This is a genomic window from Melioribacteraceae bacterium 4301-Me, assembly GCA_041538185.1.
GTDB classification, from domain to species: Bacteria; Bacteroidota; Ignavibacteria; order Ignavibacteriales; family Melioribacteraceae; genus Pyranulibacter; species Pyranulibacter aquaticus.
Genome location: JBGORM010000002.1, coordinates 280,367 through 304,400, shown reverse-complemented (window position 1 = coordinate 304,400; position 24,034 = coordinate 280,367). Strand labels below are relative to the sequence as shown.

General features: G+C 32.1%; 18 protein-coding genes and 1 tRNA gene. 8 read left to right on the top strand and 11 right to left on the bottom strand.

From position 1 onward, the window contains the following. Nucleotides 1–156: 156 nt before the first annotated feature. Genes ABRY23_04760 through ABRY23_04750 form a run of 3 tightly spaced genes read right to left on the bottom strand, consistent with a single transcriptional unit; the run spans nucleotide 157 to nucleotide 4,321 of the window. Nucleotides 157–2,136, bottom strand: coding sequence for a M1 family aminopeptidase (locus tag ABRY23_04760; GenBank protein MFA3782357.1), 1,980 nt, complete (start codon nucleotides 2,134–2,136; stop codon nucleotides 157–159). 60 nt (nucleotides 2,137–2,196) lie between these two features. Further along, the gene (mce, locus tag ABRY23_04755; protein ID MFA3782356.1) at nucleotides 2,197–2,607 is read right to left on the bottom strand and encodes a methylmalonyl-CoA epimerase; all 411 of its coding nucleotides are present in this window, start codon (nucleotides 2,605–2,607) and stop codon (nucleotides 2,197–2,199) included. Nucleotides 2,608–2,638: 31 nt separating this feature from the next. After that, nucleotides 2,639–4,321, bottom strand: coding sequence for a methylmalonyl-CoA mutase (locus ABRY23_04750; protein MFA3782355.1), 1,683 nt, complete (start codon nucleotides 4,319–4,321; stop codon nucleotides 2,639–2,641). Nucleotides 4,322–4,666: 345 nt separating this feature from the next. On the opposite strand from ABRY23_04750, the gene ABRY23_04745 reads away from it, so the two are divergent. Both ABRY23_04745 and ABRY23_04740 read left to right on the top strand, forming a co-directional pair. Then, nucleotides 4,667–4,738 (top strand) — tRNA-Asn (locus ABRY23_04745). Nucleotides 4,739–4,883: 145 nt separating this feature from the next. Further along, nucleotides 4,884–5,096, top strand: a complete 213-nt coding sequence (locus ABRY23_04740; GenBank protein ID MFA3782354.1) for a cold-shock protein — start codon at nucleotides 4,884–4,886, stop codon at nucleotides 5,094–5,096. Between the two features lie 37 nt (nucleotides 5,097–5,133). On the opposite strand, the gene msrA is transcribed toward ABRY23_04740, so the two are convergent. Further along, nucleotides 5,134–5,829, bottom strand: coding sequence for a peptide-methionine (S)-S-oxide reductase MsrA (gene msrA, locus ABRY23_04735; GenBank protein ID MFA3782353.1), 696 nt, complete (start codon nucleotides 5,827–5,829; stop codon nucleotides 5,134–5,136). Nucleotides 5,830–6,415: 586 nt separating this feature from the next. Here msrA and ABRY23_04730 point away from each other — a divergent pair. Beyond that, on the top strand, nucleotides 6,416–6,688 hold the full coding sequence (locus ABRY23_04730; GenBank protein MFA3782352.1) for a hypothetical protein: 273 nt from the start codon (nucleotides 6,416–6,418) through the stop codon (nucleotides 6,686–6,688). Nucleotides 6,689–6,694: 6 nt separating this feature from the next. Here the strand turns inward: ABRY23_04730 and fbp are convergent, their stop codons facing one another. The 7 genes from fbp to leuS all read right to left on the bottom strand — a co-directional run bounded on the left by fbp (nucleotide 6,695) and on the right by leuS (nucleotide 17,360). After that, nucleotides 6,695–7,720: a class 1 fructose-bisphosphatase gene (gene fbp, locus ABRY23_04725; GenBank protein ID MFA3782351.1), complete on the bottom strand. Its 1,026-nt coding sequence runs from the start codon at nucleotides 7,718–7,720 to the stop codon at nucleotides 6,695–6,697. Nucleotides 7,721–7,731: 11 nt separating this feature from the next. Further along, nucleotides 7,732–9,522 (bottom strand): ABC transporter ATP-binding protein, encoded by a 1,791-nt coding sequence (locus ABRY23_04720; protein ID MFA3782350.1) that lies wholly within the window; start codon nucleotides 9,520–9,522, stop codon nucleotides 7,732–7,734. Then, on the bottom strand, nucleotides 9,523–10,554 hold the full coding sequence (locus ABRY23_04715; protein ID MFA3782349.1) for an NAD(P)-dependent oxidoreductase: 1,032 nt from the start codon (nucleotides 10,552–10,554) through the stop codon (nucleotides 9,523–9,525). It lies immediately after the preceding gene. A 12-nt stretch (nucleotides 10,555–10,566) separates the two neighbouring features. Beyond that, a complete protein-coding gene (locus tag ABRY23_04710) occupies nucleotides 10,567–12,318 on the bottom strand; it encodes an ABC transporter ATP-binding protein (GenBank protein MFA3782348.1) in 1,752 nt (583 codons plus the stop codon). A gap of 159 nt (nucleotides 12,319–12,477) precedes the next feature. Beyond that, on the bottom strand, nucleotides 12,478–13,755 hold the full coding sequence (gene serS, locus ABRY23_04705) for a serine--tRNA ligase (protein MFA3782347.1): 1,278 nt from the start codon (nucleotides 13,753–13,755) through the stop codon (nucleotides 12,478–12,480). A gap of 52 nt (nucleotides 13,756–13,807) precedes the next feature. Further along, nucleotides 13,808–14,899 carry a hypothetical protein gene (locus ABRY23_04700; protein MFA3782346.1) on the bottom strand — a complete coding sequence of 364 codons (1,092 nt, stop codon included), beginning with the start codon at nucleotides 14,897–14,899 and terminating at the stop codon, nucleotides 13,808–13,810. A 7-nt stretch (nucleotides 14,900–14,906) separates the two neighbouring features. After that, the gene (gene leuS / locus ABRY23_04695; protein ID MFA3782345.1) at nucleotides 14,907–17,360 is read right to left on the bottom strand and encodes a leucine--tRNA ligase; all 2,454 of its coding nucleotides are present in this window, start codon (nucleotides 17,358–17,360) and stop codon (nucleotides 14,907–14,909) included. A 390-nt stretch (nucleotides 17,361–17,750) separates the two neighbouring features. Between leuS and ABRY23_04690 the strand changes: the two genes are divergently transcribed. The 5 genes from ABRY23_04690 to ABRY23_04670 all read left to right on the top strand — a co-directional run bounded on the left by ABRY23_04690 (nucleotide 17,751) and on the right by ABRY23_04670 (nucleotide 23,927). Beyond that, nucleotides 17,751–19,787, top strand: a complete 2,037-nt coding sequence (locus ABRY23_04690; GenBank protein MFA3782344.1) for a prolyl oligopeptidase family serine peptidase — start codon at nucleotides 17,751–17,753, stop codon at nucleotides 19,785–19,787. A gap of 8 nt (nucleotides 19,788–19,795) precedes the next feature. Beyond that, entirely contained in the window at nucleotides 19,796–20,149 is a 354-nt protein-coding gene (locus tag ABRY23_04685) for a YkvA family protein (GenBank protein MFA3782343.1), read from the top strand. 509 nt (nucleotides 20,150–20,658) lie between these two features. Then, nucleotides 20,659–22,362, top strand: a complete 1,704-nt coding sequence (locus ABRY23_04680) for a peptidase domain-containing ABC transporter (GenBank protein ID MFA3782342.1) — start codon at nucleotides 20,659–20,661, stop codon at nucleotides 22,360–22,362. Beyond that, nucleotides 22,352–23,458 (top strand): HlyD family secretion protein, encoded by a 1,107-nt coding sequence (locus ABRY23_04675; protein ID MFA3782341.1) that lies wholly within the window; start codon nucleotides 22,352–22,354, stop codon nucleotides 23,456–23,458. The genes ABRY23_04680 and ABRY23_04675 overlap by 11 nt, the downstream gene beginning before the upstream one ends. Nucleotides 23,459–23,543: 85 nt before the next feature. Next, nucleotides 23,544–23,927 (top strand): hypothetical protein, encoded by a 384-nt coding sequence (locus tag ABRY23_04670; protein ID MFA3782340.1) that lies wholly within the window; start codon nucleotides 23,544–23,546, stop codon nucleotides 23,925–23,927. Nucleotides 23,928–24,034: the final 107 nt, after the last annotated feature.

Here is a 24,034-nt window from a genome sequence, read left to right as displayed (position 1 = left end):
GGATTCTCTCAGTTAAGATATACTCAGCAATAAGATAAATTAAGCCCCAAAAAATTATTACTACTAATGAATTTTTCGGATTAGCTTTTTAGTTATTTTTTATATGTGGATTTCAATTACTCAAATGAAATGCTAAGTGCGATAAAGTCAGCAAATTCATTTTAATAGAATCATTTTTTTTGTACTCTCGTAATTTCCAACAGTTAATTTGTAAAAATAAACACCACTTGGCAGTTCGGTCTTATTAAATGTTAACTCGTAAATGCCTGCCTCAAGGTTCTTATTTATTAACACAGCAACTTTACGACCAACCACATCGTAAACTGTTAAATTGGTTAAGGACATATTAGCATCACTTGGAATTGTAAACTTAATTTTTGTTGTCGAATTAAAGGGGTTCGGATAATTTTGAAACAGCTGAAATTCAGTTGGAAGAGTAACAATTCTATTAATAGTTGTAGAAACGGAAATGTTTTTTAGTATAAAGTTATTAGGATCAAGAATTAAACTGTCCGGCTTAAAGCTAACATTTTTGTAAAACGTTTGTTCAGCTTGATTATTAAATAATGTAAAGGTAGTATCAGAAAAATTTTTACCTGTAATTTTAACTTGGATGGGCATAGTAAAAAAGGTTGGGTTAGCATTTATAGATTGGCTAATTCTTATTTGCAACTGATAATTACTGGGTGAAATTTCTGTCCATCCCCAATTTACAATATATTTGGGGTAGCCAGTTCCATAAATCCATTCAGAAAAAAAATAACTTAAATCTTGTCCTGTAATTTTTTCTGCAATGCTTTCAAAATCTTCTGTAGTAGCGGTAGCGTAGGCTAATTTAGAATCGTTTAGATAAGAGCGAAGAATTTCATAAAAGCTGCTATCACCAACAATACCTCTCAACATATGTAAAACCGCAGCTCCTTTTGCATAGGAACGATTGTAGTCGAAGATTGAATTGACAGAACTAATATCTTGAACATAAACCGTCCCTTTTGCCTGTAAAGCAGCATTAAAAATATTTCTAATTCGGTTTTTAAAATTTTCCTCTCCATATTTATACTCTTGATAAATTGCTTCAGAATAAGTAGCAAATCCTTCGTTTAGCCAAATATTTTGCCAATCCTTGCAAGTTACTTTATCACCAAACCATTGATGAGCAAGTTCATGTGCAACTAATGACTCATCAAAGCTAAAAGCTGAGGTACAAGTTTGATGTTCCATACCTCCGCCCCAAGTAAACTGAGCATGTCCATATTTCTCTTTTAAGAAGGGATATGGACCAAACTTATCACTATAAATTCTTAAGGCATCTAAAGTTGCATCTAATTGTGATTTCACGGTAGTGTTCCACAGCTCTGGATAAGTATAGTGAACCACAGGCATAAATTTTCCAGGTTCGTACTCAAAGCTGGAATTATAAATGTGATAATTTGTCATTGCTATAGAAATAAGATACTGAGCAATTGGATAACGTTCCTTCCATTTAAAAGTTTTCGTGCCATCGTTATTGCTTTTTATTTCTGTCAATATTCCATTGGAAACTGAATAAAAAATCGAATCTGCTGTTATCCATATATCAGCTGAATCTGCCTTATCAGCGGGGGTATCTTTGCATGGCCACCAGTCACTTGCGCCGTAGGGTTCACTTAATGAAGAAATAATTGGATAATCATTATGGGAAGCAAAACTGAAGCTTTGAAAACCTGTTTGCTGCGGCACACCGCTGTAGTAAATACTTATTTCAAACTCTTCACCTAAATTATAAATTCTGTTGAACCTAATATTTAGTTTATTATCCGATGTTTGATTGAAAGCTAAATTTTCATTACCACTTTTTACACTGCTTACAACCATATTATTTTTAAGATCTAAAAAAATAGAGTCTACCCCATTATTAACTGCCCTTGCTTTTACGGTTACAACCCCATTTAAAAAATTTGGTTGGAAGCTTAATCTCAAATCAAGTTTATAGTAAGTTACATCAATATTTGAATCGCCAGGATAATTTAGCTTGCCTTCTTTTAAGAGTTTGTTGTATAACTCAGTTTTTCCTTTTGAACAAATTTCTCCACCGGTTTGAGAGTAAGAAAAATTTACTATACAAAATAAAATGGATAAAAAAACAATTTTCTTCATGCTGTATTATCTTTTTGCAACAAAAATATTATTTGAGTTTATTGAATAAAAGGAGATTTTTTAGGACTTATCTTCACAAAGTTCTATTAAAACGCCGTTAGTTGATTTTGGATGTATAAATGCAATATTCATATTCTCAGCACCTTTTCGTGGTTGATTGTCAACTAATTGAATTCCTTTTGAATTCATTTGGTCAAGCGCTTGCTGAAGTCCATCTTTTACATAAAAAGCGATGTGGTGAATACCCTCACCTTTTTTCTTAATAAATTTATTAATTGGTCCATCTTCGGAAGTAGATTCGAGTAATTCAATTTTAGTTTGACCAACTAAAAAGAAGGCAGTTTTTACTTTTTGGTCTTTTACTTCTTCAATAGCATAGCATTTTAATCCAAGTACATTTTCATAAAATTTAATTGCTTCTTGAAGATTCTCGACAGCAATGCCAATATGTTCAATGTGGGTTATTTCCATTTTCTGCTCAGTATGTTTTGAAAAAATTTTTTTAAATAATAACCTTTTCTTTATACTCTCCAAAGACTGCTCTTAAAGTATCACATATTTCACCTACAGATGAATAAACTTTCACAGCTTCTAAAATAAAAGGAATTAAGTTAGTATCACCTTCTGCAGCATTTTTCAACTGAGATAATTTTTCTTTCACCAAATCATTATTTCTTTGTGAGCGGATTGTATTTAAGAATTTAATTTGATTTTTCTGTTGCTCTTCATCAATTTTTAATAAATTTTCCTTATGATTCTGCTCTTCAATAAATTTATTAACGCCCACAACAATTCTTTCACCGCTTTCAAGCTCTCTATTAAATTTATAAGCTGATTTTTGAATTTCAGTTTGAATATAGCCGGATTCAATAGCATTAATTACACCGCCCAATGAATCAATTTTGTTGATATAATCGTATGCTTCTTTTTCTATATGGTCCGTTAAATACTCAATATAATAAGAGCCCGCAAGAGGATCGATTGTATTAGTAACCCCGCTTTCAAAAGCAATTATTTGTTGTGTCCTAAGAGCAATTTTAGCCGACTCTTCTGTAGGCAATGCCAAAGCCTCATCTTTTGAATTTGTATGCAGACTTTGAGCACCACCAAGAACAGCAGCTAAGGCTTGAATTGTAACTCTAACAATGTTATTATCTGGCTGTTGAGCAGTTAAAGCGGAACCCGCTGTTTGAGCATGGAAACGCAACATCATTGATTTTTCTTCTTTTGCACCAAATCTTTCTTTAATTATTTTAGACCACAATCTTCTTGCGGCTCTAAATTTTGCAACTTCCTCTAACAAATCATTATGAGCATTAAAAAAAAACGAAAGTTGACTTGCAAAATCGTCCACGTTTAATCCAGCTTTAATTGCAGAACTAACATATTCAATAGCATTAGCAAGTGTAAAGCCGACTTCTTGTGCAGCAGTTGAACCTGCTTCTCTAATGTGATAACCCGAAATTGATATTGCGTTCCATTTAGGAACTTCCTTCGAGCAAAAATCAAATACATCGGTAACAAGTCTCATTGACGGTTTAGGTGGGAAAATGTATGTGCCTCTTGCAATATACTCTTTCAAAATATCATTTTGAATTGTTCCGCTAATTTTATTTCTAGGAATTCCTCTTTTCTCAGCTACTGCAATATACATTGCCAATAAAATTGATGCCGGCGCATTTATTGTCATTGATGTAGATACTTTATCAAGAGGTATCTGATTAAATAAAATTTCCATATCTGCAAGTGTATCGATTGCAACACCAACTTTACCTACTTCACCAAATGCCATTGGATGATCGCTATCATATCCAATTTGAGTGGGTAAATCAAACGCAACAGATAATCCGGTTTGTCCTTGCGATAATAAATATCTAAATCTTTCGTTAGATGTTTTTGCTGTACCAAATCCGGCATACTGCCTCATAGTCCATAACCTGCCCCTGTACATTGTAGGATAAATGCCACGAGTGAAAGGATATTTACCAGGATAACCAACTTTTTCGTTATATTTTTCACACTCAATATCTAAAGGCGAATAAACAGCTTTAACAGGTGTAAAAGACTGGGTTGTAAATTCTTTTTGTCTTTCAGGATAATTTGAGGTAAAAATGTTATAAGTATTTTCCTGCCAATCGTTTAAGTTTTCCTTCAAATAATCTTTTGAATTTTCTAGATTTGCCATACTTAACTCCCAAACGACTTGGTAATATTAAATCTTAATATGAAAATAAAGAATTTTTATCACTAACAAAATTGTCGTGTAAACAGCATGTTGGGTTATAATCAATATAGATTTTTGAGAACAGATATTATGTTTACCTCTTTTACTACTTAAAAATTACTCAGGGCAATACAATAAAATTTTGAGTTATGGGTTATGCTTACTAAAAATAATTTATTTGCTTTCTTGACAAAAGCGATTAGAAAATCTATCTTTACGTCTCAAAAATTAAAAAAGGTTCTTTAAGTAGTTATCGGTTCAACTCTCCGAATAGAAGTTGAAGTATTACTCACCAAGTAATTTCATTCCGCGTTAGCTCAATGGTAGAGCATGCGGCTGTTAACCGCAGGGTTGCAGGTTCGAGTCCTGCACGCGGAGCTAAGGTTTAAGTAGTTAACTACTTTTTCCTTGTTTGAACTTGAGCAGTTTGTTGTATTGTTGATTTTTTAATTAACAAGTAATCCGGTGCTCTGTTCGTATTAATTAATTTATTTTTTTACAATATTTAAAGGAGCATCTTTAAATGGCAGAAAGAGTAAAAGGAACCGTAAAATGGTTCAACAATTCAAAAGGGTACGGATTCATTCAACGTACCGAAGGTGATGATGTATTTGTTCACTACCAAGCAATTCAAGGCGAAGGATACCGTACTTTGCAAGAAGGTCAAAAGGTAGAGTTCACAATTGCTCAAGGTCAAAAAGGTCTTCAAGCCCAAGAAGTAAAAGTGATTAACTAAAAATTAGGTTTTTGCTTTTGCTTTATTAAGGCGGCTTTTAATTAGCCGCCTTTTTATTTCTATCCTTCAAAATATCGCGAAAGGCTTTCTCAAACTTGTCTAATTTCGGACCTATCACAAAAGAACAATATGGTTTATCTGGATTGTTGTTGTAATAATTCTGATGGTAGTCTTCTGCTTTATAAAAGTTTTTAAAGGGTTCAATTGCCGTTACGATAGGTCGTTCATAGGCACCTGAATGGTCTAATTCTCTTTTATACTTTTCAGCCAATTCTTTTTGCCTTTGATTGTGATAAAAAATAACTGACCTGTATTGTGTGCCAATATCATTGCCTTGACGATTAAGAGTAGTTGGGTCGTGAGTTTTCCAGAAGACCTTTAACAGCTCTTCAAAAGAAATAACATCGGGATTATATATAATTTGACAAACTTCAGCATGACCAGTAGAACCTGTGCAAACTTCCTCATAAGTCGGGTTTGCCACATGTCCACCAGAATATCCTGAAATTACTTTCTCAACACCCTTAAGCCTTTGGAAAATTGCTTCAGTGCACCAAAAACATCCAGCACCAAATGTTGCTGTATCTGATTTAATGAAATTGTTCATTATGTTGTTTTTGTAACCTCTTTTTATTGATAATTCACATATTTGATTAGCGAGCAAGAATTTATTGCTTACTATTGTGAGCAAAAACATCATGAATGATAAACTGATAAATCTTTGTTTATTCATTTGAAAATCTTTTATAGTAAATGTCAATCTAATTTATTAAAAAAAGGCATAATATCTCAATTCAAAAATAAGAGTATATACCAACTTTGAGTTTATTTATAAAAAGGAAAGTTAATATTATAAAAAACTAACAGAATGTTGTTCAAAATATTTTTATTCCAAAAATATTCATAGCATATCTGTCCAATATATTTTTTATTTCGTTCCTAAATGGACTTAATCTATTTCTTAGTTCTTTATCCTATAAATATTTTGTTCTGACGGGACAATAAAGCTTTGATTATCCTTAAACCAATGTTATCCCTTTAGGGATTATATAGTTATAGAATAAATAAATATAAACTGAAGATAAAAGTGCCGTAGGGACGAGATAGGGATTGATTTACAAGACAAGTAGAATAGTCCAAAATCTTAAAGTTTTCTAAATTTATTTGGTAATTTATCCCTTCGGAATTTGATTTCAAAATTATTTTGGACAGTAGTGATTCATAGAAATAAATTTTTGAAGCTGTATTTAACTTCGACTTGGTAGTAAGATTACTGTTTTATATTTTTGAGTTAGGTAAGAGAAAAATTAGGTAAAAGTATGACTACACTACCACCACCCGCAGTGAAAAAATTCCCAAAGGATTCAATTGAATCAAGAGTTTATTCAATAGCAGAAAAATTTAAGGAATTTATTCCAATACCAAACGACAGGAATAGATTAGGCTTTAATCTGTATCGTTTTGTAAAAGGTGAGGGCGACCCGCCGGAAATATTGGTAAGTTCTACCAAAATTAAAATAGTGGGCATCTCCAAAGAAGAATTAGCTCAAAAAATAAGAGAAGAATTAGAGAATAAAGAAGAAAATATTTAGTTAAAACTATTTTTCAATATTAGAAAGCTCTGCTTCTCTCATAAATTTTTCTACAAGTAATACATCTTCTTCACTGCCAATAAAAATTGGTGTCCTCTGGTGAAGTGCTGTAGGTTGAATTTCCAGAATTCTTTTTTTACCATCTGTTGCTCTGCCGCCAGCAGACTCAACTATAAAAGCCATTGGGTTACACTCGTACATCAATCGTAATTTTCCTTTAGGATTACGTGCATCGCCGGGATACATAAATATCCCACCATATAACAAAGTTCTGTGAATATCAGCAACCATTGAACCAATATATCTTGCTTGATAAGGTTTGCCTTCAAACTTATTTGCTTGGAGATATTTTATATAATTTTTTAGTCCGCGGTCCCAAGAATTGTAATTGCCCTCGTTTATACTGTAGATTCTACCACGCTTTGGAATTTTTATATTGTCGTGTGAAAGGAGAAATTCTCCAAATGAAGGATCTAATGTAAATCCAAAAACGCCATGTCCAGCAGTATAAACTAAAACAGTGCTAGAACCATAAACAACATAACCTGCAGCAACCTGTTTGTAACCAGGTTGTAGGCAATCTTCTAAGGTACCTGGACCGTTTCCTTCGCTAACTCTCCTATAAATTGAAAAAATTGTCCCAATACTTACATTAGCATCAATATTCGATGAACCGTCAAGCGGGTCAAATAGTAAAACATATTTACCAATTTTATGATGTGGTGGTAAGTGAATTATATCTTCCTCTTCTTCGGATGCCATTACACAAAAATGTCCACCATGATCCATTGCTTTTACAAGCATTTCGTGAGCAAAAATATCTAATTTTTTTACTTGGTCTCCACTGTAATTTGTCTCACCTGTAAATCCCAGAATATCGACTAACCCAGCTTTATTGACTTCAAGTGAAATTACCTTTGCAGCAAGACCAAGTTGATTTAAAATAGCAGAAAGCTCACCTGTTGCTCCAGGGTGAAGTTTCTCTCCTTCAAGAATATGTCGAGGCAAAGTCATAAATCTTTTGGTTGCCATGTTACCTCCATTTATGCAATTTTTACAATTTCTTGGTCTTTATACTGCAACTGATACAACTTATAATAAATACCTTTTTGTGCAAGCAATTCTTGATGTGTACCTGTTTCTCTAACTTCACCTTTATGAACAACTATTATTTTATCAGCGTTTTGGATTGTTGAAAGTCTATGAGCAATTACAATTGAAGTTCTTCCAACTAACAATTTCTCGATAGCTTGTTGAATTAGAATTTCAGTTTCAGTATCAACGCTTGAAGTAGCTTCGTCAAGAATAAGTATTTTGGGATTAAAAGCAAGAGCACGTGCAAACGAAATTAATTGTTTTTGACCAACACTTAAAGTTGCCCCTTTTTCTTTTACTTCTTCGTTATAACCATTAGGCAGTTTTGAAATAAATTTATGTGCACCAACGATCTTAGCAGCTTCAATTACTTGTTCATCAGTTATTTCTTCGTTACCTAAGTTAATATTCGATTTAATAGTTCCAGAAAACAGATAAACATCCTGCAGAACAGTTGCAATATGTTTTCTCAATTCTTTTTTGTCAATATCCCTAATATCAATTCCATCAATTAATATGCTGCCTTTTTCTATATCATAAAATCTTGAAAGTATATTAATAATGCTAGTTTTTCCTGCGCCAGTAGCTCCAACTATTGCAAAGGTCTCGCCTGGATTTATTTTAAAAGAAACGTTTTTCAAAACATACTCACCCGGGTTATAAGCAAACCAAACATTCTTAAATTCAATTTGACCCTTAACGCTTTCTAATTTCTTAGGCTTTACGGGGTCATTTATAAAGGTATTATCGTCTAATAACTTAAAAATTCGCTCCGAAGATGCCATTGCAGATTGAAGTATATTATATTTATCAGAAAGATCCCGTACTGGTCTCCAAAACATTTCGGTATACTGCAAAAATGCGAACAAAACTCCAATAGTTAATTTTGATTGAATAACTTCACCGCCGCCATACCAAATAATCATGGCTACGCTCAAAGCACTTAAAAATTCTACAAACGGGAAAAAAACAGCATAGTACAGTATCGACTTTATGTTTGCATTTTTATAATCTTTATTTATGCCTGAGAACTTTTTTAATTCTTGTTTTTGTTTAGCAAAAATTTGAACCACGTTCATTCCTGTTACATGTTCCTGCATGTAAGAGTTTAACCTTGCAAGATGTTTTCTAACATCGCGGTAAGATTCTCTAACTTTTTTCCTAAACAAAAAAGTAGCGTAAAATAAAATGGGTACCACAGACAAAGTTACTAAGGACAAATCCCACGACATAGAAAACATGAACACAAAAATCCAAATTATTACAAAGACATCACTAAAAACACTAACAATGCCGGATGAGAACATTTCATTTAATGTTTCTACATCGTTAGTTACGCGTGTAACAGTTCTACCTATTGGTGTTTTATCAAAATATTTCAATGCAAGCTTTTGAACATGAGTAAAAAGCTGCACACGAATGTCAAAAATAATTTTTTGGCCCATCAGCTCAGTATAGTAAGTCAAAAAGTACTGAACTATAGATTGAAGTATTAGCGCGGTAAGCAATAGTAATGAAATAATCAGCAGGCCATGGTAATCTTTGTTAACAATGTAATTATCGATACCAACCTTAATTAAGTAAGGCCTTATTGTAGGCAGAGCTGCGACAAATATATTTAAGAAAATAGCTATTACAACGTATTTTCTGTAAGGTTTAACATACTTAAGTAATCGACGCATAAGTTTAGCGTCGTAAGCTTTGCCTAATATTTCATCTTCCCTAAATTCTTCTGCCATTTAATTAACTTTGTAATAGTTTTTATTTTCAAAAAAAGCAATTATGTTTTCTACAGTTGTATCGAGAATTCTTTCAATTGCTTCATGTGAATCGAAAGCCATGTGAGGTGTGATAATTACATTTTCTCTTCTTAATAGCAAATTTCTTTTAAGCAATGCTTCTACATTTTTCAAAGGTACATTTTTAGTAAGCATTTGATTTTCCTCTTTGAGCAATTCTTCTCCTTCAAACACATCTAAACCTGCGCCGCTAAAGATGCCGCTATCAATTGCATGGTAAAGTGCGGATGGTTCAATGATTCCACTTCTAGCAGTATTTATAAATAACGCCCCACGTTTTACCTTTTTGATATTATTCATATTCAATAAATGATGTGTTTGTTCGTTGTAAGGGCAATGTAAAGTTATTATGTCCGACGAGCTCAACAGCTCATCTAAACCCACATACTTAAAATCCAATAATTCTTCTAAAATATGGTTTTGCTTAATATCATAAGCTAATACCTTCATTCCAAATCCTTTTGCAATTTTCATTACATGAACGCCAATGCTTCCAGCCCCTATTACTCCAATTACTTTACCGCGAAGGTCAAATCCACGTAAACCATCAAGTGAAAAATTGCTTTGTTGTGATCTTATATATGCTTTATGCAAATTTCTGGAAAGTGCCAGTATTAAAGCAAAGGTATGTTCAGCAACTGTATTTTCACCATAGAAAGGTACATTAGCAACAGAAATTTTTTTCTTTTTAGCATATTCAACATCGATATGATTAAAACCAGTACTGCGTGTGGCAATAAGCTTTAAGTTTTTTGCCTTGTCAATAATTTTCTTATCTACTTTATCGTATATAAAAACAGAAAGTACGTCAATTTCATTTAAGATAGATAATTTTTCTTTCCAAGAAGTGGTGGATTCATATAATTCTTCTTTGAAGAAATACAAATCAAATTTTTTCTTATCGAATTTTTTATTCAAATAAGACTTTTCTTTCGAAGGTATTGAGAAAAAAGCAATTTTAATTTTTTTCATTCTGCAGCTTTCTTAATTTATTTCTTTTAGTTCTTCTTCTAACAACTGCTTGAAATACAAGTCAGCATAAATACCACCTTTAGCAACAAGTTCTTCATGTGTACCTTCCTCCACAATACTTCCTTTATCAAGGACAAAAATTTTATCAGAGTCTTTGACGGTAGAGATTCTATGGCTAATAATTATACTTGTACGGTCTTTCATAAACATTTTCAGTTCTCGCAAGATACTTTCTTCGGTATTAGTATCGACAGCTGAGAAAGAGTCATCAAGTATTAAAATTTTGGGGTCTATTGCCAATGCTCTTGCTAAAGTTGTGCGCTGCTTTTGCCCGCCAGAAAGTGTAATCCCCCGCTCACCAACAATTGTATCAAAACCTTTTGGAAAATCGGATACATCTTTCGAAAGCTGGGCTATATTAGCAGTCCTTTCAACTATACCATCTACTTTGTTGTTTAGACCATAGGCAATATTATTTGCGAGCGTATCTGAAAAAAGAAAAGTTTCCTGAGAAACTAAACCAATGTTAGTTCTAAGTACATCTAAGGGAATTTCTTTTACATTCACTCCGTCAATTAGAACTTCACCTTTTGTTGGATCATATAATCGCGGGATCAGATTTATCAATGTAGTCTTTCCAACACCTGTATGACCAATAAAGGCTACCGTTTGACCTTGTTTTATTTTAAAGCTAATATTTTGTAAGACAGGGGGTAAAACATCACTATATCTAAACTCAACATTTCTAAATTCTATTTCACCTTTTATATTGATGTTAGAATTTTTTTCATTATTCTTATCGTAGATTTCGGAAGGTTCTCTAAAAATCTTAAGTAGACGTTTCATACTAGCGTCAGCCTGCTGAATCATGTTGGCAACCCACCCAAAAGAAATCATAGGCCAAATTAACATTCCTAAATAGGCAAAGAATGCTGAAATTACACCTAAGGAGAGACTGCCTTTAATAACCATATCTCCGCCTACAAGTAGCACTATAATTGAAGAAAGACCTGCAATTGAAAAAAATATTGGTTGAAAGAATGCTTGCAGTCTTACCAAATCCATATGACGCATTAAATATTCACTGCTGTGTCGAGTAAATTCTTTTATTTCATAATCTTCTCTTACATAAGATTTTATGACTCTAATCCCAGCAAAGTTTTCTTGAGCCTTAGTAGTTAGTTCAGAAAATTTTTCTTGTATTCGAGTATACTTAACGTGAACTTTTTTCATTACCAAATAAACTAAAAATGAAAAAACCGGTAATGGCAGAAGTGAATAAAAAGTAAGAATCGGACTAAGAATAATCATTAAAGGAAGTATCATTAAAAATTTTGTCCCGTTATCTAAAGAATACATAACCGAAGGACCAACTGCCATTCTTACTGCGCTAATATCATTAGTAGCGTGGGACATTATATTACCGGTAGAATTATTTTGAAAAAATCTTAAAGGAAGCTTTTGAATGTGTTCCCAAAAATCATGTCTTAAATCATATTCAATATGGCGAGACATTACAATAATCGTTTGACGAATCATATATCGGAAAAAACCAGACAAAATTGTTACGCCAACAATCGATAAGGCATATTTTATTAGTATCTCTTCTCTAAGATTTTTTTGAAGTGCATCAATACTATCTTTAAGCAAAATGGGAACATAAACTTGACCTATATTGGAAAGAATGATAAAAATAAATCCCCAGATAAGATTTTTTTTGTACCGAGCAAAATATTTTTTAAGATGAATAAGATTACCCAGCAAGTTCGAATCCAATTTGATTTTAAGAATTAATAGTCGACTTAATATCTAAATTAACAACAGCAAATATAACTCTTTAAAAAAATTAAAGTTGTAGAGAAAAAGCAAAAGAAAACACTTATCAAAGCCAAAAAATTCAATAAGAAGTAAAGAATAAAATAATTAGCCTATTATTTCAAAACCCGTATAGTTATGAAGAGCCTTAGGGACAATAACTTTACCTTCTGGTGTTTGGTAATTTTCTAGTAGAGAAACCATTAATCTGCTTGTTGCAAGTCCACTCCCATTTAATGTATGAACATATTCGACTTTTTTAGTTTCTTCTCTTCTGAACCTAATATTAGCACGACGAGCTTGGAAGGCCTCAAAGTTGCTGCATGAAGAAGCTTCAAGCCATTTATTTTCTGCAGGAGACCAAGTTTCTATATCGTAACATTTTGCGGCAGAAAAACTTAAATCGCCTGTACAAAGCAATATAACTCTATAAGGAATCTTTAACGACTTTAAAATATCTTCTGCATCGTTTACCAGACTTTCAAGCTCGTCGTATGAGTTTTCCGGTTTAGCAAATTTTACCATTTCAACTTTGTTAAACTGATGAACTCTCAAAAAACCTTTTGATTCTTTTCCATACGAACCAGCTTCTCTTCTGAAACAAGGTGAATATCCAACATATTTTATTGTTAAATCTTTTTCCTGGAGAATTTCATCACGATGAATATTTGTAATAGGAACTTCTGCAGTAGGAATTGGATAGAGTCCATCTTTTTCAATAAAATACATATCTTCTTCAAGTTTGGGAATTTGTCCCGTTCCTTTCATTGATTCACGATTAACAAGAATTGGTGGCAATATTTCGGAATAACCGTGATGTTGTAAATGATAATCCAGCATAAAATTTATAAGGGCACGTTCAAGGGTTGCACCTTTTCCTTTATAAAGTGGAAACCCAGAGCCTGAAATTTTTGTGCCCCTTTCAAAATCAAGTATGTCAAGTTTCTTTCCAAGCTCTATATGGTCAAGAATCTTAAAATCATATTCGAAAGAAAAATCTTCCGGAATCCATCTACGCACTTCAACATTATATTCTGCGTTTTTTCCAACAGGAACGGTTGAGTGTGCGAGATTGGGTGTCAACCTCAAAATTTCTTCTAATTTTTCTTCGACGTCTTTTAATTGTTTATCGAGTTCAGAAATTTCATCACCAACTTTCTTCATTTCTTCGAATACTGCAGTTGTATCTTCTCCTCGTTTTTTCATTTGAGGAATTTGAGAAGAAACCTTATTTCGAAGTGCTTTCAACTCATCACTTTTTGCAATCAAGTTTCTCCTTTTTTCGTCAAGTTCAAGAATATCATTTACTACATCCGAAGCATTTTTGTTTAGCAGTCCCTGTCTAACTAAATCAGGATTTTCGCGAATAAATTTGATATCGAGCATAATGATTTTCCGTGTGTTTGTAAATTATCTATAAACTTATTTTATTGACATACTATAAATATTTAAAGCTGAGATTGAGTCTGGTCTTTTTTATTTGAAGGTCTAAACTAAATATATTATTAATTTCTACACCTAACGGTGTTAAATATACTTTATCATAATTTACTGTATCTTTAACAATTTCTATCAAGCCTAATTCTGCACACCAATTGCCAGCAAATTTTAAAAATTCACTCATTGTTCTTTGCTTGTAATTCACACCAAATAAACCATTAACTAATTCTAACTTTTCATTATCAATAAATGTTGTCTTAGGCAGCCATGTACCATTAGTAATTTCAATAAACCTTAAGAACCAATAAATATTAACTTTATGCGCTGTCCAATTTCCATTTGTAAGGATTTTTAATAATAATCTTTTTTGTTCATTAGATAAATCTACTGACGAAGGAATTGATGTAGTAAATATGAACGGATTAAAATTATTTATATATTCTTTTCCATACTCAGAAATATAATATAAATTATCTATGACATTCACCAGCTCGAAGTCTTGTACTAATCTTAAATAACAATTAAAATTTGTTTTAGATTGTTTAACATTTTGAAATGGTGAATAAATTTTTTTAAATGTCAAAAAGTCTTTACCATTATCAAAAAATGTCTTCATTATTTTATTCATCCATCTCAAATAACAAATTGTATAATTCTTTGGCTTAGGTAGTGCGAGACCGTAACTCAAACTTAGACGATCAATTGTTTTTGGGTAAAGTTTTTGAACAAAATTAAGATTGTATGTTCTAGGAATAATTCCATTATCTCTGGCAAATTGATTTATCAATTCAGAATATTTTTCAGATGTTTCATCTGCATATAATACACAATACTCTGTTCTATCATTAAACCATACGTTTTTATAGTTTTTTAACTGATTGATACAGTATTCAAATTTTGTCTTTGAATTAATTTCAGTCTCTAACTCAACAATTAAATAAATGCCATCATTATTTTCTAAAATGAAATATATTCTGCCATAATCTGTTGTAATTTCTTGAGCTATCCTCTTTTTAATATTAAATTTTAGGCTCTTCCCTAGATAATCAAAATTATTTAACAAAGTCCATTGTACTAACGCTTCGTTCATTTTAAAATTACTTCACCACAATATTATAAATTTTATTTGGCACATAAATTTCTTTTATTATTTGTTTTCCATCGACGTAGGATTTTACTTTCTTATCATTAAAAACAATCTTTTTAACCTCAGATTCGCTAAGGTCAACTGGCATTTCAAGTTTTGCTCTCAATTTACCATTAATCTGGATCGCTAATGTTACGCTTTCAACAGTCAAAGCATCTTCATCTGCCTTAAACCATTGAGGATTTTCAAATATTGATTTTTCTTTACCGATAAGCTGCCAGCATTCTTCTCCCAAATGAGGTGCTAAAGGAGAAATCATTAAAGCAAATCTTTCTAAAGCATAAGTCTGAATTTCTTTCGAACACAAATCAATATTTTTGAACTCATTAAGCAACTCCATCAAAGCGGCCACTGCAGTGTTGAATCTGAAGTTTTCAATTTCTGTTTCAAACTTTTTTAATGTTTGATTTACTTTCCGGTAAATATTTTTTTCTGCTTCGTTAAGAGAGAATAAATTATACTCTTCTTTAGCAGGATTTTCTGCTGCAATATTTTTTTTCTGTTCAAAGAGTGAATAGATGCGCTGGACAAATCTATCTACCCCAACAATTCCTTGGTCGCTCCAATCACCTCCCAATTCGTATGGACCCATAAACATCAGGTACATTCTAAAAACGTCTGAACCATATTGAACTAAAAAGTCGTTGGGGTCTACTACATTTCCTTTCGACTTAGACATTTTTGCGCCCATGTTAGTAATTGTTCCTTGATGAATCAATCTAAGAAAAGGTTCATCGCCTTTTACCAATCCTATATCTCTTAAAAATTTATAGATAAACCTTGCATACAATAAATGCATAACTGCATGTTCAGCGCCGCCAACGTAAACATCAACAGGCGTCCATTTATTAGCTAAATCAACATCAAACATGCCATCATTAAAATTAGGGTTTAAGTAGCGTAAAAAATACCACGATGAATCAACAAAAGTGTCCATAGTATCTACATCGCGTTTTGCTTTTGCACCGCATTTAGGGCAAGTAGTATTTACAAAATCTTCTTTCGAAGCCAAAGGTGAACCTCCCTCTGGTTTAAAGTCAACTTCATAAGGTAAAATTACTGGAAGTTGATCTTCTGGGACTGGTACTTCGCCGCAGTTTTCACAATAAATAATTGGAATAGGCGTTCCCCAATAACGTTGACGAGAAATAAGCCAATCTCTTAATCTATAGTTAACTGTTTTCTTTCCTATACCCTTTTCTTCGAGCCAGCTGATAATTTTCTTTTTGGCATCTTCAACATAAAGACCGTCGAGGAAATCACTGTTGATAGCTGGACCATCACCCGTATAAGCGCCGCCTTCAAAATTTTCCGGCGGTTTAACCGTCCGAATAATCGGCAGATTGAATTTAACTGCAAATTCCCAATCGCGTTCATCTTCTCCTGGTACTGCCATAATAGCACCAGTGCCATAAGTCATTAAAACATAATCTGCAATCCATATTGGGATTTTTTTCCCATTAACTGGATTAACTGCAAATGCACCAGTTGGTACGCCAGTTTTTTCTTTTACTGTCGAGGTTCTGTCAATTTCTGTCATGGTCTTTATTGATTCTACGTATTCCTCAACCTCTTTTCTGTGTTCATCTGTTGTAATTTTTTCCACTAAAGGATGTTCAGGTGCAAGTACCATGTAAGTGGCACCGAAAAGTGTATCTGGACGTGTGGTAAAAATATAAATTACATCGTCACTGCCATCAACTTTAAATTTAACTTCTGCACCAATACTTTTGCCTATCCAATTTTGCTGCATTACTTTAGTTTTCTCCGGCCAATCAATTTTATCAAGATATTCAAGAAGTTCCTCAGCATAATCAGTTATTTTAAAAAACCATTGGGTAAGGTTCTTTTGAATTACTACTGTTCCACATCGTTCGCAAGTACCATCGCTTAAAACTTGTTCCCTAGCTAACACAGTTTGATCATTAGGGCACCAATTTACAGGTGCATTTTTTCTGTATGCTAATCCTCTTTTATAGAGTTGAAGAAACAGCCATTGATTCCATTTATAATATTCGGGAACGCAAGTCATTAGCTCGGCATCCCAATCGTACATTCCTCCCATTCGTTTTAACATTTCTCGAATGTCTGCTATATTTTTTAATGTACTATCTTGAGGATGAATTCCAGTTTTGATTGCATAATTTTCCGCTGGCAAGCCGAATGCATCGTATCCCATTGGTTCAAAAACGTTATATCCATTTAACTTTTTGAATCTTGCCCAAGAATCTGTAGGTCCATAATTATACCAATGCCCAATATGCATTTTTGCTGCAGAAGGATAAGGAAGCATTACAAGACAATAAAGTTTATTTGATGAATCAAGAAGGTTAGTTTTATATACTTTCTTTTCTTCCCAATAGTTTTGCCATTTTTTTTCGATTTCTTCAAATGGGTATTTCATATCGATTAAAACACTTTTTTGTTCAAAAATGAATAGAAAATTATCAAAATTGACATGGGTAAGCAAGGAAACTAATATGTTTAACTATGCGATTTCTTACCTATTTAAGATTATTATTATAAAAAGTCTGCCGTATATACGATTTTATGCATAACTCAACTCTTATCTCACAATTTTAATCAAAGTAATTTTACAATCACTATGTCCGTGAATATCCGTGTAATCTGTGTTATCCGTGTTCTATTTCTTAAGTATCTCCAACCCGTTTAACAAGGAAGGACTCAAAAGAGCAGTCAAAAACAGATTTATTTTCTCAACTTTAATATATAATTTGATATCACTAAATTGTAACTGAAAAAATTTTTACAATTCAATCCCAGGAAATACGATATGAAACATATCTTAATATTATTTTCCATCAGTTTACTTTCATTCAACATCTTTGCTCAACAAAAGAGAGCAATGACACCCAAAGACCTCTGGGCAATGAAAAGAATTGGAAGTTTTGATTTGTCTCCCGATGGCAAAACAATTGCTTTTTCTGTTACAACTTACGACATCGAAAAAAATAAAGGCAATTCTGATATATGGTTGATAGATTCTGACGGCAAAAATTTAAGACCACTTAAAACTTCCGAAGAAAACGAAAGCAATCCAAAATTTTCTCCTGACGGAAAATCAATAGCATATGAATATAAAAGTAATATCTGGCTTTGTGATTTAAATGGGAAAAATGATATTCAGCTTACAAATCTTTATACTGGTGCTTCTGGATTAGTTTGGTCAAAGGATGGGAAGAAAATTTTGTTTGTTTCAGAAGTATATCCTGATTGCAATGATCAAAAATGTAATGAAGAGAAAGACAAAGCTAAAGAAGAAAGTAAAGTTAAAGCCAAGATAATTACAGAACTTATGTTTCGTGCATGGAACAGATGGCGTGATGAAAAAAGAAGTCATTTATTTTTATATGACATCGAAAAGAAAGAATATTATGATTTGATATTAAATACAAAATTTGATGTTCCGCCGATTGATTTAGGAAGCAGTCAGGATTACACCTTTTCTCCTGATGGAAAAGAAATTGCATTTGTGATGAATACAGATAAAGTAGTTGCAACAAGCACAAATAATGATATTTTCATAGTAAATATTTCTGATATTAAAAGTGGTAAACCAGCACCTTACAAAAAAATTTCAAAAAGTTTAGGAAATGATAATCAGCCTGTATATTCTCCTGATGGTAAATATATTGCATTTCGTTCAATGGCTCGTGCTGGATTTGAAGCTGATAAGCAGGATATAATTTTGTATAACAGAACAACAGGCACTTTAAGAAATTTAACAGAAAAAATTGATTTATCGGTTGGACAAATTTTGTGGTCGCCCGATAGTAAATACATTTATTTCAATGCAGCAAATCAAATTTATAATTCTATTTACAGAATAAATGTTGAAACTGGCGATTTGCTAACATTCGTTAAGGATGGTGTAAATGAAGATATGATAATTTCACAAAATGGCGAAGTAATATTTTTTAAGAGACAAAAAACAACAATGCCTTCTGAAATTTTTGCACTTAAAACAAATGGTGGAGGGATTGAGCAGATAACAAAATTAAATAATGATTTGCTTTCACAAATAAAATTTAATGATGCAGAAACATTCTGGTGCGAAGGTGCTGGCGGCGCAAAAGTTCAATCAATTTTAATCAAACCTCCTTTCTTTGATTCAAAGAAGAAATATCCGATGATATTTTTAATTCACGGTGGTCCACAGGGACACTGGTCAGACGATTTTCATTATCGATGGAATCTTCAATTATTTGCTGCAAAAGGTTATGTGGTTGTTGCACCAAACCCAAGAGGAAGTACCGGCTACGGTGAAAAGTTTAAGGATGAAATTTCTGGCGATTGGGGCGGTAAACCATATATTGACTTAATGAAATCATTTGACTATGCATTGAAAAATTACAAGTTCATTGATTCTAAAAATACATTTGCAGCTGGAGCTTCTTACGGCGGATATATGATAAATTGGATTGAAGGGCATACTGACCGCTTTAATGCCCTCGTTTGTCACGATGGTGTATTTAACTTAGAAAGTATGTATGGAACAACAGAAGAACTATGGTTTCCTGAATGGGAATTTAAAGGAACACCATGGACTAACAGGGCACTCTATCAAAAATTTTCACCGCACATGTATGTAAAAAATTTTAAGACACCTATGCTAATAGTACATGGTGCAAACGACTTTAGAGTTGCTGAAGGTCAAGCAATGGAATTGTTCACCTCCCTTCAAAGAAAAGGAATTGAAAGTAAATTTCTTTATTTTCCTGATGAATTTCATTTTGTAGTTAAACCCCAAAATGCTTTACTTTGGTGGAAAACAATTTTTGATTGGTTCGAGCAACATAAAATTAAATGAGGTAAATAATGAACGACATCACTAAAAATGCAATGTTAGAAGATTTTCAAACAGAATATGATTCCCCCGAATTGGTAGAGGAAAAATCAAAAGAAATAGAAGAAAAACTTTGGGTAAAATTAGAAAAAGTCGGCAAAAAAATTTCCTTTGCCAAAGATATTAAGGCATTATACAAATACATGACTGACCCGGAAGTTCCTTGGTACAGAAAATCAATTGTTATTGGTGCATTAATCTATTTTATAAGTCCAATTGATGCTATCCCTGATTTAGCACCGCTCGTTGGTTATCTTGATGATTTGGGAGTGATAACAGCAGTATTAAAATTTATGGGGAGTGAACTGATACCGTATTATGATTAGTTGAATAACTCTTTACAATATATATTTTGTGATAAACCTTTTCGTAAATTAGTCTTGATGAAATAAATCAGTGCTGTCCAAAATAATTTTGAAATCAAATCCCGAAGGGATGAATTACCAAATAAATTTAGAAAACTTCATGATTTTGGACTATTCTACTTGTCTTGTAAATCAATCCCTATCTCGTCCCTACGGGACTTTTAACTTCAGTATGATATTTATTTGTTCTATAACTATATAATTCCTAAAGGGATTACATTGGTTTATGCATAATCAAAGCTTTATTGTCCCCTCAGGACAAAATATTTTTAGGATAAAGAACAAAGAAAATAGATTAAGTCCATTTAGGGACGAAATAAAAAATATATTGGACAGATGTGAAATAAATAAAAAAAATCTAGACTTATTAAAAAATTTTTCTTGACTTTTTTACCCCCCCCCCCCCATATTTTTACACTAAAAGATGTGATAATTATAGTTTGAGGTAACTATAATTTTTAAGTTATATTATGCAACAATTTATTAAATTTTTTAAACTTCTTAGACCTTATAAAAAGTATATTACTGAAAATTTAATTTCTAGTCTTTTTATAACATTCCTATCTTTACCGCTTCCTTTGTTTAGTAAAGTTATCTTCGATGATGTTATCCCTACTCAAAACATTTCGTTGTTGGAGATTGTGCTAGTGCTATCTTTAATATTTACTGTATTTAATTCATTGATCAAAATAGCTAAAGAATATTTTAGTATAGGAATAGGGATTGAAATGGGTGTTGATTTTAGATTAAAGTTTTATCGTCATCTTCAATCTCTTTCTTTTGATTTTTTTAGCAATCACGAAACCGGAGAAATCTTATCGAGACAAGCTGACACTCAAGCTTCTCTCACTGGTATTATTGGACTAATAAATGGTTTATTTATAAATATTTGTCAATTGTTAATTTTCCCTCTTATTCTTCTATTAATTAATTGGCAATTGACACTACTCAGTATAATAGCTTTACCCTTCGATGTATTCGGATTTTATTTTGTGAATAAGAAAGTAAAAGCGCTATCGAAAAAATTAGCTGAAAAAGATGCTGATATTAATGCAAAAAACTATGAATCTATTTATGGAATAAAGTCAGTTCAATCATTAGGTATCGAGGATAAAATTTTTCAAAAACTCAAAAATCTTATTCGGGAGTCTATAAAACTTAGATTAAAATTGAATATAGTTCAGCAATCCTCAAGTTTTGTTTTAGGAATTATCAGAGCAATTTCTACATTAGTTTACTCTTATGTAGGGTGGACAAATGTTATAAATGGAACAATGAGTATAGGCACCTTTATGGCATTTTCAAGTTATGTAGGCTTTTTCTACACTCCCCTTAAAGACATTATTGTTATGTCTCAGGGAATACAAGTCACTCTTATTCATATAAATAGATTTTTTGAGGTTTATGAAAATCAATCTTTTATTAAAGAACGAGAGAAGCCAATTATATTAAACAAAGTTAAAGGTGAAATTATACTTAGTGATGTGGTATTTAAATATCCCAATAACGACCAAGTGATTCTTAATAAAGTTAATCTGTCTATTGTACCAGGTACTAAAATAGGAATTACCGGGCCTAGTGGTGCAGGAAAAAGTACACTACTTTATATAATGGGAAGATTTTATGATCCGATAGAAGGAACCGTTTTTATTGATCAGAATGATATTAAAGATATTGAATTAAAATCGCTTAGAAAAAACATAAGTTTCTTTCTTCAAGACCCTTTTATTTTTTATGGAACTATAAAAGAAAACATAACATGTTTTGATGAATACAATGACGAAATAATGTTTCAGAGAGCGGTAAAAATTGCTTATGTTGATGAATTTGTAAAAAAATTACCAAGTGGTTATAATACTTTAATAGGAGAAAGAGGGGCACTATTATCACAAGGACAGAAGCAAAGAATTGTTTTAGCAAGAATTATTATGAAGAATGCTCCCATAATAATTATGGATGAGGCAACTAATGCAATTGATGAACAATCCGAGGACTTCATATTTGATGCTCTTGATAAAATTGTAAGGGACAAAACTTTCGTTTTTGTTACACATCGAAATTCTTTATTACATAAAGCGGATCGCCTACTTTTTATAGAAAAAGGAAACATTGTAGAAATATCAAATAATGATTCATACATAAAAATAAGTAACAGAACTGAACATGTCTTATGAAAAAGACGAAAGCATAATTATTTCTAAATTACATTTCGTGTTTGTTCGTAATTTTATTAGAATTTTCATTCTAATTGTTGGAACATTGGTAATAGTGCTAATAATTTTTTCATTTATAATAGTTGTTGACGACACTATAGAAAGTTCCGGTATTGTTTTGCCAAAATCTGAATTTATAATTAAATCCCAGGTTAATGGAATTGTTAGTAATATCTTTGTTGAAGATGGTTCTTATGTAAAGGAGAATGATACATTGGTAATTTTTAATAATACTGTAAATTTAATAGAACTAAAAAAAGTAGAAAAAGATTTATTTATAAAAAAAGAGCTTGCAGAAAAAGTAAAATATGATTTATTATTATCTTACAGAGAGCTACAAACAAAACAAGAATTGGGAAAGATAGAACTCACAAGTAAAAAGCTTGAGGTTCACGAAGATACGTTACTTAAAAAAATTGATGGATTGATTTCAAATGGCATTATTCCTTTTGAGACCCAATTTAAGTTCTTATCGGTAAAAAAAGCAGAATTATTTTTAAAACAAATTGAAGAGCAAAAGTCTAGAATAGAGCTCAGTAAATATGATCTTAGTGTCCTTGAAAAGGAAATAGAAAAATTATTAGCAAACAAGAAGTTATTGGAAGAAAATATAAAAAGAAGCGTAGTGTTAGCTCCCTCTGCAGGTGTGGTTTTTTTATCTGATCGTAGAAAAATATTGGGCAGCTTTTTTTCAGAAGGACAAATATTATTTGAAGTGGTAGATATTAGGAAGGGTTGGAGATTAAAGCTAATAATTTCTGATAAAGATATCCCTTATGTGAAGGAGGGTCAAAAAGTAAAAGTATACTTTAATGCCTTTCCTTATATGAAATATAAGATTTTCAGTGGTTGTGTAGAGAAAGTAATATCTTCTCCTGAGAGCCAAGAAACTAAATATACGGTATATGTTGATTTAATAGATATAAATGAAATTAAAAAGGGAAATGCATCTTTCAACTTAAAAAAAGGTATGGTTGCTAATTGTAAGATAATCAAGGAGACTAAAAAACTTATCGAGTATGCAATTGAAAAGTTTCTGGATAAATCCAGCATATAAAAATTAATTAATACAGTGATGATTGTTTTCCTCTATTTGCTGAGAAATAAACCAATCAATTATTAAACTTAATCAAGGAGGATTTATGAAACCTCTAAAAAAACCTATCAAACCACTAAATTATGAAGCAAACGATAAGGTCTACTTGTATGAAAGCTCATGTTTCTTATCGTGCTTTAATACAGCTGGTGCCCCAGGCGGTTATTGGTCTGCAGTTCCAGATGCTACTAAGACTAACCTTTGTGGGAGTAATTCTACTACTGCCATAAATGGTGGTTGTAATGATGGTGTTACAGTTGTACCGGATTGTGGTCCATATTATTCTTGCAGTAGAAGTGAAGGTGTAATTACTCGTTGGTGCTCAGGCACCGTAGGTGTTGAAGGTGGATGTAATTCGGTAATGTGTGCAGATGGTGCAATGGTAATGCCAGAAGGTTATCAATGTACTGAATTACAATCATGGACATAATTTTATAAGTGTAGAAATTATGTATTTAAGATAAATGCTGTTGAGCTTAGCAAAACAGCATTTATCTTCCAAAAAATCATTATGATTCTTCTGAAAATAGTTAGGAA

Coding starts and splice junctions, on each gene's coding strand:
- ABRY23_04760 (MFA3782357.1), bottom strand. CDS start 2,136: ATGAAGAAAATTGTTTTTTTATCCATTTTATTTTGTATAGTAAATTTT.
- ABRY23_04750 (MFA3782355.1), bottom strand. CDS start 4,321: ATGGCAAATCTAGAAAATTCAAAAGATTATTTGAAGGAAAACTTAAAC.
- ABRY23_04680 (MFA3782342.1), top strand. CDS start 20,659: ATGCAACAATTTATTAAATTTTTTAAACTTCTTAGACCTTATAAAAAG.
- msrA (MFA3782353.1), bottom strand. CDS start 5,829: ATGAATAAACAAAGATTTATCAGTTTATCATTCATGATGTTTTTGCTC.
- ABRY23_04715 (MFA3782349.1), bottom strand. CDS start 10,554: ATGAAAAAAATTAAAATTGCTTTTTTCTCAATACCTTCGAAAGAAAAG.
- ABRY23_04730 (MFA3782352.1), top strand. CDS start 6,416: ATGACTACACTACCACCACCCGCAGTGAAAAAATTCCCAAAGGATTCA.
- ABRY23_04740 (MFA3782354.1), top strand. CDS start 4,884: ATGGCAGAAAGAGTAAAAGGAACCGTAAAATGGTTCAACAATTCAAAA.
- serS (MFA3782347.1), bottom strand. CDS start 13,755: ATGCTCGATATCAAATTTATTCGCGAAAATCCTGATTTAGTTAGACAG.
- leuS (MFA3782345.1), bottom strand. CDS start 17,360: ATGAAATACCCATTTGAAGAAATCGAAAAAAAATGGCAAAACTATTGG.
- ABRY23_04720 (MFA3782350.1), bottom strand. CDS start 9,522: ATGGCAGAAGAATTTAGGGAAGATGAAATATTAGGCAAAGCTTACGAC.
- ABRY23_04685 (MFA3782343.1), top strand. CDS start 19,796: ATGAACGACATCACTAAAAATGCAATGTTAGAAGATTTTCAAACAGAA.
- fbp (MFA3782351.1), bottom strand. CDS start 7,720: ATGGCAACCAAAAGATTTATGACTTTGCCTCGACATATTCTTGAAGGA.
- ABRY23_04700 (MFA3782346.1), bottom strand. CDS start 14,899: ATGAACGAAGCGTTAGTACAATGGACTTTGTTAAATAATTTTGATTAT.
- mce (MFA3782356.1), bottom strand. CDS start 2,607: ATGGAAATAACCCACATTGAACATATTGGCATTGCTGTCGAGAATCTT.
- ABRY23_04670 (MFA3782340.1), top strand. CDS start 23,544: ATGAAACCTCTAAAAAAACCTATCAAACCACTAAATTATGAAGCAAAC.
- ABRY23_04690 (MFA3782344.1), top strand. CDS start 17,751: ATGAAACATATCTTAATATTATTTTCCATCAGTTTACTTTCATTCAAC.
- ABRY23_04675 (MFA3782341.1), top strand. CDS start 22,352: ATGTCTTATGAAAAAGACGAAAGCATAATTATTTCTAAATTACATTTC.